The organism is Tianweitania sp. (assembly GCF_032053605.1).
Taxonomy (GTDB): Bacteria; Pseudomonadota; Alphaproteobacteria; order Rhizobiales; family Rhizobiaceae; genus Tianweitania.
In genome coordinates this window covers 1-11,681 of record NZ_DAMBUH010000099.1, presented here as the reverse complement: position 1 = coordinate 11,681, position 11,681 = coordinate 1, and the positions used below count along the sequence as shown (strand labels likewise).

Here is an 11,681-nt window from a genome sequence, read left to right as displayed (position 1 = left end):
TGCCATGATGATCCCAGAAGCGGCGATCCTCATAGGTCACCAGCATCTCGATCAAAGCCGGATCGACCGTATCGAGATCGACCTTCAGCCGCCAGCGGCCATCGGGTGCCGCAAAGGCGCGCAACAGGGCGCCGTTTCGGTCGACGACTTCACGCGACACAGCAGGTGGCGCATCGAGCGGTGGCGGATAGGCGCGGTCGAGCGCAAGCAGACCCTGCCAGGCGCCGACTGCCAGACCAGCGGCGAGGCCAAGCCCGATCGTGAGCTTGCGCGAAACCCGCATATCAGGGTGCCTTGACCTCCATCATGCCGCTCGCCGTCCGCGCCGAGAACTCCGGCCGGTACATGTCTTCGACGCTGGCGGCAGGATGGGCATAAACTCCCTGCGTTACCGCGCGCACGACATAAGCGACCGAGACCTCGCGCGGGCTATCCTCCGTACGGTTGAAGGCGGCCACGAAGCGGTCGTCGCGGAATTCGAGATGCGCGGTTTCCGTTTCTTCCAGCCAGTCGAAGTTGGACAGGCCGGCGCTGTTGACGACCGACGGATTGTCGATCTCGAAGCCGGCCGGAAGCAGGTCCGTGACCAGCACGCGCGAGGGCCAGGCATTGTCTTCGCGCATCTTCAGCACGACCACGAAGCGCTGGTTCTGCTCGACCTCGCTGGGGTTCACCGGCTGGCCATCCAGCGCAAAATAGCTGCGCTCGATCGCAAAGCCGTTGCCACCGGCTGGTAGCGGCTGGACCGGAGGAGCGACAGCAGTGACGACGGCATCCACGGGCGCTTTGCCGTTATTGGTGATCGTGACAGGCTGGTCCTGCAACACGGTGCCGTCCAGGCGCTGCGAATAGCCGCCGTCCTGCGGAGTTCCATTAATGTCGAGCTTCATGCCGCCGGTGGAGGCTACAACGGCCCGAGCCGCCAACGTCATCCAGGCTTCTTCCTGGGTGCTGGTGTAAGACCGAGTGTTACGCTCCTTGGCAACGAGGCTGATCATCTGCGGCATGAAGGCCGGCGACGGTTTGGTTTCCGCAGCAAGCGCCAGCATGGCCGCGCCGTCTCGCAGGTCCGAACCGTAGTCGGAGCGATAAAGCTGGTTTTCCGAACTCTCGCTCGCCAGCCGGAAAGCCGAGCCGAAGGCTGCTTCCGCCCGATTGGTGTCGCCGTAAAGGGCCAAGGCGGCACCCAATTGCGCACGCGCCATCGGTGTCTTGAACTCTTCGATGCGGGTATCGGCATAATAGCGAAGATCGCCGATTGAGGCCTTCTTGTTCCGGGCAAGGACATAGAAGGTGTAAGCGATCTCGCTGTCTTTCGACTGCAGGTCGACATCGTAAGCCACGGAATTGCCGAGGCTCTGGACGGCCAGCATCATGGCCTGCGCCGGCACTTCATAGCCCTGCTCACGTGCCCGCGTCAGGAAGTCGGTGACATAGGCGTCGAGCCACAGGTCGCCGTAGCCCGGACCCCAAAGGCCGAAGCTGCCGGAAGACGACTGGTACGACAGCACCCGTGCAATGGCATCCTGGATGCGACCCTTGATGGCTGGATCATCCGGGATGCCGGCAGCCTTTGCGAGCTCCGAAAGGTAGAGGAGCGGCATGGCGCGGCTCGTCGTCTGCTCGGCGCAGCCATAAGGATAGCGGTCGAGCGTCATGACCAGCGAGGCCACGTCAAACGCCGCGTTCGGTGTCACGCCGATCGAAACACTGGCACCGTCGAGGATCGAGGAGGCCAGCAATTCGCGATCCACCGTCAGGCTTGCGCCCGGTGCGAGCGAGACGACGTTGCGTGTGGTAACCGGCGCGTTGGATGGCCGCAGCGGCAGGAACAGTTCCTGATCGATCTGCGTGCCATCGGGATGGCGCAGGCTAACCATGATCCGACCATCGCCCGTTTGCATGCCGGTCAACGGCACCTTGACGGTGGCCTTGCCACCTGCGGCAAGCTCGATCGGGTTTGATCCCGCATCGGCAACGATCTGGTCGTTGGTGGTGACGTCCAGCGTCCAGCTGCCAGCCGGACCATCGGTGTTGGCGAGGTCGAGGCGCAGTTCGGCTGCATCGCCAGGCGTCAGGAAGCGGGGCAGGCCGGCCGTGATCACCACCGGATCCCGGACGATGACGTCCTTTTCGGCATGGCCGACGGCATCTTCGGTCCAGGCCACAGCCATGACGCGAACGGTGCCGTTGAACTGCGGCAGGTCGAACGAGACCTCCGCCTTGCCTTCATCGTCGAGCTTAACAGGGCCAGAGAAGAAGGCGACGAGCTTTTCCTTCGGCGGGTTGCCGCGCGATGTCACGTCGCCGCCGTCACCACCGGTCCGGATGCGACCGGTAGCGCCGAGCGAACCATCGATCAGGCGGCCGTAAAGGTCGCGGATTTCCAGTCCGAGCTGGCGCTGGCCGTAGTACCAGCCTTCGGGATCCGGCGCCTTGTAGCTGGTCAGGTTCAGGATGCCGACATCCACGGCGGCCACAGTGATGTAAGCTTCCTTGTCTGCAGCACCCGGTACGGAAACCGGGATCACCAGTGGCGAGCGCGGGGCGCTCTTTTCCGGCGTGTCGAGGGCAATGTTGAGCTTGCGCTCGGCCGGATCGACCGCCAGCCACTTGATGCCGATCGCGCGCATCGGCAGGCGGCTTTCGGCTGCTTCGCCTGGACGGAACAGGGTGGTGGTCACATAGGCACCCGCACCAAAATCTTCGGTCACCGGCACGTCGATCGTGGTGCCGCCTTCCGGAACCGACGCGGTAATGGTGGACACCAGGCGCTCGGAGCCGACTGTAATCAGCGCCTCACCGCCAAAACGCGGCGTGACTTGCAGCTTGGCGGTATCCCCGACCGCGTAAGAGGGCTTGTCGAAGGCGACTTCCAGGGCGTCCGGCGTTTCGGTCGAGCTTGCTTCCACATACCAGCCCGCTTCGAACTCGCGGCTGGTGGCCGGACCGGCGGGATCACTGGTTTCGATCTCCAGACGATAGCGGCCCCAGGCGACCGGGGTTGCGATCTGGGCCTCGGCATTGGCCTTGGCGTCGATCTTGCCTTCCGCAATCTTGGACGTGCGGGTGACCGGCTCGTAGTTCCAGGAGCCGTTCGAGCGATACCATTGGTAATCGCGATCGATCTTGATCAGCCGCCAGGATAGGCCGGGTGCGTCGATCCGGTTGCCTTGCGCATCCGCTGCAAGCACCGAGAAGCGCGCGGTCGAGCCTTCCGGCACGGAGTCGTTGCCGCCTTCGAGGCGGATGCCGATCATGTTGGTTTCGGGCCGGATCGCGACTTCAGTGCGACGCTCCACGGCGCGGCCGCCGCCTTCGCGCATGCGGATCACGACTTCGGCGTTCAGCAGGCGCGTAGTGGATGGCGGCGCATCGACCGACACGTCGAAGCTTGCCTTACCTTCGTCGTCGAGCAGCGGAAGATTTTCGAGCGGCAGAACCTGACCCTGCTCCTCGCTGTCTTCATCGGCCAAACCGAACTGAAAGCCGGGGAAGCGTGCCCAGTCGCGGGTGGTGCGAACATTGACCTCGCCTTCGATGGAAAGGCCGGCTGCCGGTGCGCCATACAGGAAGCGGCCATCGACCGACATCGTGTCGGCTTCGCCCACCGCGATCTCGGGCGAAGCTGCCGCAAGATCGAACTCGATGCGATCCGGCACGAAGTCTTCCACGAGGAAGCTTTGCGCGGCGAGCGAGGGCTGCTTGGGATCGGCGTAGATGCGCAGCTGCCAGCTGCCACGCATGGCATTGGACTGGGTTGGGAAATCAACCGCATAGCCGCCGAGCGAAGCTTCGGACACGACGATGCGGCGGTCTTCAACGCCGTCCGGCCGCGTGAAGATGAAGGTGAGCGGCAATGCGTCGACGGCCTTGGCCTCGTCATTGCGCACGAGGGCTGCGGCATGCACCGTCTCGCCGGCGCGGTAGATGCCACGCTCGGTCCAGGCAAAGATGTCGAGCGCACCGGGTGCTGCGCGGCCGGTGACGCCGCGGTCGGACAGGTCGAAGCCGGCCCGCGTCATGTCTAGGAACACGAAGTCGTCGCCCGAACGCGCCATCAAGGCCGTGGGTACAAGCCCCGCCGTGCCGCGTACGAGGCCGGGCGTGAACGTCGCCTTGCCTTCGTCATCGCTGGTTGCTGTGCCCAGAACCTCGTTGTTGCGGGCGAGCAGGGTCAGTTCGACATCTTCCAACGGCTCGGCCGAGTTCAGCGAGCGCGCAAAGACGGTCAGGCCATCTTGCCCGGTATAAGTCGAAAGGCCGATATCGGACACCACGAACCACTGCGTGGCCTTGTTGCTGTAGGTCTCACTGCGGTCGTCGGCGGGCGTCGCCACCATGACGTAAACGCCGGGCTTGCGCTCGGGCAGGGCTTCATCGACGGGGAAGGAGGTCACGACCTCCTTGTTGAGTTCGTTGGCAACGTCGATCGTGCCTTCCCAGGCCGGCGTGCCGAGATCGCTTTCAATCGTCGACAGGCTGTAGCCGTCGAGCTGGCGAAGGAACTGCTCACCGGACAGAAGCTGGCTCAGTGCGCGGTCGCCGATGCGGAACAGCTGAAGCTTGGCCGTGTCCATGTTGACGGTGACGAGCGGCAGACCGTGGCGGCCAGCGGACGGCAGCACGAAGGCATCGCCAGTAAAGCGGGCGGACGGCGTCCGGTCGCGCACATAAAGGTTCAGCGTCACCGGCGCCTGCAGGCTCTCGCCGATGGCGGCCGGCAGTCCGCTACGGAACGTGACGCGGTATTCGTGGCCATGTTCAAGGCCGTCGATGCAGATCTGCTTGTCTTTCGCCTCGATCGCAGGCGGCGCCTTGCCGTCCAGTGTGACGAAGGTTGCGTAGTCCGTTCCGGACTTGACCAGTTCTTCTGAGAACTGAGCGCAGATGCGCGGCGTGGCGGAGTCGGCATCGACTGAATTGTCGAGGATGCGGAAGCCCTTGCGCACCTTCAAGTCGGCAAAGGCCGCTTGCACTTCGGCGTCGTTGACGAGGTCGAGGCTCGCTTCATAGGCGCTGAGGGCAGGACGGTAGAGGTCCTTGCGATCGAGGGCTGCGGCTAGTGCTGCGAGGGCGTCGGCGCGCTGTGTGGCGCTGCGGCTGGACAGGTAGCCGTTCAGCGCAGCCGATGTCGCATTGGCGTTGAAGGTCTGCTGGTCGCTATAGCCTGAAGGCGTTGCAGCCAGGGATGCGCGCGTCAGCTCGGTCCAGATCCCGGCATCATCCGGGGAAAGCGCCAGCGCCTTCGTAAACAGTTCTGTCGCGCCGGCCGGATCGGCTTCAACCGTCTGGCGGGCTTGCGCGAGGAGGTCGTTCAGGCCTGCGCCGTCGTCAATCTGCGTGGCTGTGACCGTAGCGCGATACTTGCGTGCGGTGTCGACAATATCTGCTGGCAAGAAGGTCAGCGCGGCCGGCGCGCCGAGGTCGGGTTCGGCAGCCTGATCGACGACCTTTCCGGCGATCGCACCCGGCGCCTCGATCGTCTTATCGAAGTCGGATTTCAGAAAGCACCACTGCGCCTTCGAGTTGTAGGTGAAAGCGCGGCAGGTCTTGTCATCCAGGCAGGTTGCTTCACACTGATCGAGCGACAGGCCCTTTTCCGTGCGCAAGTCGAAGCCGAAATAATCGACATCCGGCGTGGTCTCGATTGTGCGAGCGGATTGCGCCGAGGCGCCACCGACCAACGCCAGCCCAAGCAAAACGGCGCCAAACCACGCGCCCAGTTTACCCCGTGCCTGCAACGCCATGTCGTCCCCCAAGACTTGCCAGTTCGGCAGGCACATGAACGCTGCTCGGTACTGGAGTCAATCAGGCAGTTTTTGCAGGATCAACTTAAGTGGAGGCCAAGTTGTTTCGCGACTAAGCGCGTCATCCCCGACCTGCCAAGGCGGCCATCGATCGCGTCACCTCATCGACATTTCCGTGCGCCATAAGCTTTGAGGCTGTGGTCTAATTTTCCCGTTTCCTGTCGCAATCGCGCCGACTGACGGGCAAGGAACGTTGCAGATTTGCGACCGGGAACACGGCAAAAGCCGCACTTTGACATATCGGGCGCAATGCTCAATTGTAGCGACAATAAGGCAACATCAAGCGGGAGAACCTCGATGACCTTCTTCAAGAACAACGGGAACAAGGTACCGGATCACATCCACGCCGCAGCCGACCAGGTGAAGGCGGGCGGTCTCGACCGGCGCGAGTTCCTGGCGCTTGCCAGCGTTTTCGGCGCTTCCAGCGCGATGGCCTATGGCATGATCGGCCTGCCGACGCCGGCCCTTGCGCAGGATGCTCAACCGAAGAAGGGCGGCGTGCTCAAGGTCAACATGTCGATCCGCACGCCGAAGGATCCGCGTCTGGCCGACTGGACCGAGATCGCCAACTCCCAGCGACAGTCCCTGGAAGCCCTGGTTCTTTATACCCCGGAATACACGTTCGAGCCTTATCTGCTCGAAAGCTGGGAAGTGAACGACAACGCCACCGAATATGTCATGAAGTTGCGTCCGGACGCGGTTTGGACGAACGGCGATCCCCTGGTTGCCGACCACCTGATGTTCAATCTCACACGCTGGTGCGACAAGTCCGTGGAAGGCAATTCCATGGTGGCGCGCATGGGCACGCTGGTTGATCAGGCCACCGGCAAAATCCGTGACAGCGGCGCCACCGTTGTGGATGATCATACGGTCAAGATCACGCTCACTGAGCCGGATATCTCCTTCATTCCGAACCTGGCGGATTATCCCTGCCTCGTCGTGCACCCGACTTTCGACAAGGATGGTTCGGACTTCACGCGCAACAAGATCGGCACCGGTCCGTTCGAGCTGGAATCCTTCGCGGTCGGCGAACGCGTCGTCTACAAGCGGCGTGAGGACGGCAAGTGGTGGGGTGGCGAGGTCATGCTCGATGGCGTCGAGTTCATCGACTACGGCACCGATCCGTCTGCTGCGGTGAACGCCTTCGAGGCGGGCGAAGTCCACGCCAATTACGAGACCACGCCGGACTATCTCGACATCATGGATGGGCTCGGCCTCCAGCGCAACGAAGCGGTGACGTCGATCACCATCGTGGCGCGCACCAACGTCACCAACAAGCCTTACGACGATCAGCGCGTGCGCAACGCCCTGCAGCTCGGCGTCGACAATGCCGTGGTGATGCAGCTTGGCGTCGATAATGCGGGCGTTGTGGCGGAAAACCACCATGTTGCGCCAATCCATCCCGAATATGTCGAGCTGCCGAAGGTCGCTCGCGATGTCGAGAAGGCAAAGGCGCTGCTGGCTGAGGCCGGTGCCGCCGATTTCGAGCATGAGCTGATCTCGTCGGACGAAGACTGGCACAAGAACACAGGCGACGCGATTGCCGCCCAGCTGCGCGATGCCGGCATCAAGGTGAAGCGTACGGTTCTGCCGGGTTCCACCTTCTGGAATGACTGGACGAAGTACCCGTATTCCCTCACCAACTGGACCATGCGTCCGCTTGGCGTGCAGGTTCTGGCGCTTGCCTACCGCACCGGCGAAGCATGGAACGAAACGGGCTGGTCAAACAAGGAATTCGACGAGAAGCTCGCCAAGGCCCTGTCGATCATCGATCCGGAACAGCGCAAGACGGTGATGGGCGACGTCGAGAAGATCCTGCAGGACTCCGGCATCATCATCCTGCCTTATTGGCGCAAGGTGTATAACCACTACCAGCCGGTGGTGCATAACTACATCCAGCACCCGATGCAGCAGCTGAACCTGGGCAAGGTCTGGCTCGACGAAGCCTGATCCATTCGGGCGTCGTTTACGCGGCGCCCGCTTCTTCAAGGGCGGAAAGGTCCGACCTTCAGCAATTCGTCGCTTTCACGCGAATTGCCTGACCCCAACCTCAAGCACTCCCCATCGGGCGTGCTCGATTTTCGGCAGGGGATGCAATGTTATCGTTCATCTTGCGCAGACTGGGCATCATGGCACTGACCATGTTCGCCCTGACTGTGGTTGTTTTCTTCCTCGTCAACCTTGAGCCCAACCTCAAGAAACTGGCGATCACGCAGACGGAGTCGCGCGCCACCGCCGAGCAGCTCGAATCCTGGCTTGAGCGCAACGGCTATCGCCAGAACTTCTTTGTGCGCTACGGCCAGTGGCTGGGCGTGGTGCCCAAGCAGCCCAACATCGACGCTGCAACGGGCCAAGCCATTCCGCGCTTCCGCTTCTGCGACGAGCCGTCCGAACCCGCTTATTCCGGCTTGTTGCAGGGCGAGTTCGGCTGTTCCACCAAGTTCCGCGTGCCCGTTGCCGAACGGCTGTTCCCAGCACTGGGAGCAACCGGAATCCTGATGTTCTGGGTCATGGCCGTGATGGTCCCGATCTCGCTGCTGATCGGCGTGCTGGCCGGCATGCGCGAAGGGTCGCGGACCGATCGCACGCTATCCATGGCTTCGATCACCACCACGGCAACACCGGAATATGTCTCGGGCGTCATCTTCACGGTCATCTTCGCCTCATGGCTCGGCTGGCTGAATGGTTCGGCCGCAACGGCGACGAACCAGGGCATCACCTTCTCCAACTTCACCCTGCCGGTCATGACCATGGCGATCTACGGCATCGGCTATATCGCCCGCATGACGCGCGCTTCCATGGTGGAGGTGATGACGCAGCAATATATCCGCACCGCGCGTTTGAAGGGCCTGTCCTTCAGCTCGGTCGTCATCAAGCATGCTCTGCGCAATGCGCTGATCGCGCCCTTCACCGTCATCATGCTGCAATTCCCATGGCTGCTGACGGGCGTCGTGATCGTTGAAACGATGTTCCGTTACCAGGGCTTCGGTTATGCGCTCGTTGAGGGTGCGGCCAACAACGACATCGACCTTCTTCTCGGCTGTTCGCTGGTCTCGGTTTTCGTTGTGCTGTTTACGCAGCTCATCTCGGATATCGGCTACGCTTACCTCAACCCGCGCATTCGCGTGCAGTAGGGCGGATACCTGATGCAAATGGATTATCTCGGCATCACAGGCATCGTCCTCGGCGTTCTCAAGCAGTTCTGGCCGGTCTGGCTGGCGCTCGCTCTGGTGCTGGTTGCGAGCTTCACCTTCAAGAAGCGCCTCGGGCTCTACGGTCACCTGTTCGACTCCGGCGTCGGCATTGCCGGCGTCATGATCTGCCTGTTCTGGCTGTTCACCGCCATGTTCGCGGCCGTTGTCGTGACCTTCGATCCGCTGGCGCAGGTCGCGATCATGAAGGACGCTCTGCCCGGGGCGATCGACCCGCAATCGGGCGTCGCCTATCTCTTTGGGGGAGACCGGTTGGCGCGCGATATCTTCAGCCGGATGGTTTATGGCAGCCGCATCGTGCTGATCATCGCGCCGGCCGCAACAGCCTTCGCGCTGATGGTTGGCACGACGCTCGGCCTGCCGGCGGGATACTATGGTGGGCGCATCGATTCGGTGTTGTCGTTTCTGGCGAACCTCGTGCTCGCGTTCCCGGTCATCCTGCTGTTCTACCTGCTGGTGACGCCTGGCATCATGGATACGCCGATCCCTTACGCACTGGCTGCGGTGTTCTTCCTGTTCCCGATCGTGTTTTTTGCGGTGCTGTTCTTTACCCGCTTCAAGACGCGGCCGGAGCGCCTTTACCCACTGCTCGGCTTGACGCTGGTGCTGGGCGCCTGGATTTATGCGGGGCTGGTATTCGACGCCGATCCGCTCGGCCTGATCTCGATTTCGCCCAACCAGCTCAACATCTTCGTGGCCGTGGTGTTCGCGTCCAGCCCCGGCGTGTTCCGGATCGTGCGCGGCCTGGTGATGGACATCAAGACGCGAGACTATGTGGCGGCGGCGCAAACGCGCGGCGAGACGCCATGGTACATCATGCTGTGGGAAATCCTGCCAAATGCGCGCGGACCGCTGATCGTGGATGCCTGTTTGCGCATCGGCTACACCACGATCCTGCTCGGCACGCTCGGTTACTTCGGCTTGGGGCTCGCGCCCGAAAGCCCGGATTGGGGTACCTCGATCAAGGAAGCCAGCCGGCTCCTGCGCGCACAGATCCATCCGGCTTTGCCGCCGACGATCGCCCTGATGTCTTTCGTATTAGGGCTCAACCTGCTTGCCGATGCCCTGCGTGAGCAATCGATGAAAGATTGAGGAGACGGCGATGAACCAGCACGTCAGCAATCTGCAACCGGAAACCGACGCCCAGCCGATCCTCGAGATCGAGAACCTGTCGATCTCCTTCTTTACCCGAAAGGGTGAAATCCCTGCGGTGATGGACTTCTCCTGCTCGGTGATGCCGGGAGAGGCGATGGGGATCGTCGGCGAAAGCGGCTGCGGCAAGTCCACCGTGTCGCTCGGCATCATGCGCGACCTCTCCAATGTCGGGAAGATCGTCGGTGGGCGCATCAAGTTCCAGGGCAAGGACATGGGCGACATGTCGGATGCCGAGCTGCGCGCCATTCGCGGCAACAAGATCGCGATGATCTATCAGGAGCCGATGGCGTCGCTGAACCCGGCGATGAAGATCGGTCAGCAGCTGATGGAAGTGCCGATCATCCACGACAAGGTGTCCAAGGAGGAGGCCTATCAACGCGCCTTGGAGACCGTGCGCGCGGTGAAGCTGCCGGACCCTGAACGCATGATGCGCTCTTATCCGCATCAGCTCTCCGGCGGTCAGCAGCAGCGCATCGTCATCGCGATGGCGCTCCTGTCCAAGCCGGCGCTGTTGCTTCTTGATGAGCCGACCACCGCGCTCGATGTGACGGTGGAAGCCGGCATCGTGGAGCTCGTGAAAGGGCTTGGCAAGGAGTTCGGCACGTCGATGATCTTCGTGTCGCACAATCTCGGCCTGATCCTCGAGACCTGTGACCGCATCACCGTGATGTATTCCGGCGAAGCGGTGGAGACCGGGCCGGTCAAGGATGTGTTCGATCATATGCGGCATCCTTATACGCAAGGACTGTTCCGCTCGATCCCGCTACCGGGCGCCGACAAGAATTCACGCCCGTTGATCGCCATTCCCGGCCAGCTGCCGCTGCCGCATGAACGGCCGAAGGGCTGCAACTTCGGCCCGCGCTGTCACCACTTCGTGGAAGGAGTGTGCAACGCCGCCGAGATCCCGATGATCGACGTGCCGGATCACGCCAATCATGCCAGCCGCTGCATTCGCTTCGACGAGATCGACTGGACGGCCGTGCCCGCCGGCACCAAGACGGAGAAGCCGCCAGTTACACCGGGCGCGCCGGTGCTGAAGATCGACAATCTCAAAAAGTATTATCAGGTCGCTGCCAATGCGATGTTCGGCGCTGCCGAAACGCGCGTGGTAAAGGCCAACGAGTCCATCTCCTTTGAAGCGCGCGAAAGCGAGACGGTCGCGATCGTGGGCGAAAGTGGTTGCGGCAAGTCGACCCTCGCCAAGGTGCTGCTCGGTCTGGAAACGGCTACCTCCGGCGACATCCTGCTCGGGAATAAGCCCATTCAAGGCACGGCGATCGAAGGGCGGGACGTCGATACGATTTCTTCGATCCAGATGGTGTTCCAGAACCCGTTCGATACGCTCAATCCCAGCCATTCGGTCGGTTCGCAGATCATCCGGACGCTGGAAAAGTTCGGCGTCGGCCGCACGCTTGCCGACCGGCAACAGCGCATGTTCGAGCTGCTGGATCTCGTCAAGTTGCCGCGCGCCTTCGCCACCCGCAAGCCGCGCCAGCTCTCAGGC

5 protein-coding genes and 1 pseudogene are annotated in these 11,681 nt (G+C 62.3%); 4 read left to right on the top strand and 2 right to left on the bottom strand.

Translation table 11 applies throughout. The features are described 5' to 3' along the window. Together RTX98_RS16905 and RTX98_RS16900 are read right to left on the bottom strand one after the other, a co-directional pair. Positions 1–283: pseudogene (locus tag RTX98_RS16905) on the bottom strand (penicillin-binding protein 1C); the annotation flags it as partial. A 1-nt stretch (position 284) separates the two neighbouring features. Beyond that, positions 285–5,750, bottom strand: a complete 5,466-nt coding sequence (locus RTX98_RS16900; protein WP_312797984.1) for an alpha-2-macroglobulin family protein — start codon at positions 5,748–5,750, stop codon at positions 285–287. A 357-nt stretch (positions 5,751–6,107) separates the two neighbouring features. Here RTX98_RS16900 and RTX98_RS16895 point away from each other — a divergent pair, with 357 nt between their 5' ends. The 4 genes from RTX98_RS16895 to RTX98_RS16880 form a co-directional block, all read left to right on the top strand. Continuing rightward, positions 6,108–7,760 carry an ABC transporter substrate-binding protein gene (locus RTX98_RS16895; RefSeq protein WP_312797983.1) on the top strand — a complete coding sequence of 551 codons (1,653 nt, stop codon included), beginning with the start codon at positions 6,108–6,110 and terminating at the stop codon, positions 7,758–7,760. A 146-nt stretch (positions 7,761–7,906) separates the two neighbouring features. Then, complete coding sequence (locus RTX98_RS16890; RefSeq protein ID WP_189502737.1) at positions 7,907–8,944, top strand: ABC transporter permease; 1,038 nt, start codon at positions 7,907–7,909, stop codon at positions 8,942–8,944. A gap of 12 nt (positions 8,945–8,956) precedes the next feature. Next, positions 8,957–10,114 carry an ABC transporter permease gene (locus tag RTX98_RS16885; RefSeq protein WP_312797982.1) on the top strand — a complete coding sequence of 386 codons (1,158 nt, stop codon included), beginning with the start codon at positions 8,957–8,959 and terminating at the stop codon, positions 10,112–10,114. Positions 10,115–10,124: 10 nt separating this feature from the next. After that, the coding region (locus tag RTX98_RS16880; protein WP_312797981.1) for an ABC transporter ATP-binding protein at positions 10,125–11,681 on the top strand (1,557 nt) is incomplete at its 3' end.

Coding starts and splice junctions, on each gene's coding strand:
- RTX98_RS16900 (WP_312797984.1), bottom strand. CDS start 5,750: ATGGCGTTGCAGGCACGGGGTAAACTGGGCGCGTGGTTTGGCGCCGTT.
- RTX98_RS16895 (WP_312797983.1), top strand. CDS start 6,108: ATGACCTTCTTCAAGAACAACGGGAACAAGGTACCGGATCACATCCAC.
- RTX98_RS16890 (WP_189502737.1), top strand. CDS start 7,907: ATGTTATCGTTCATCTTGCGCAGACTGGGCATCATGGCACTGACCATG.
- RTX98_RS16885 (WP_312797982.1), top strand. CDS start 8,957: ATGCAAATGGATTATCTCGGCATCACAGGCATCGTCCTCGGCGTTCTC.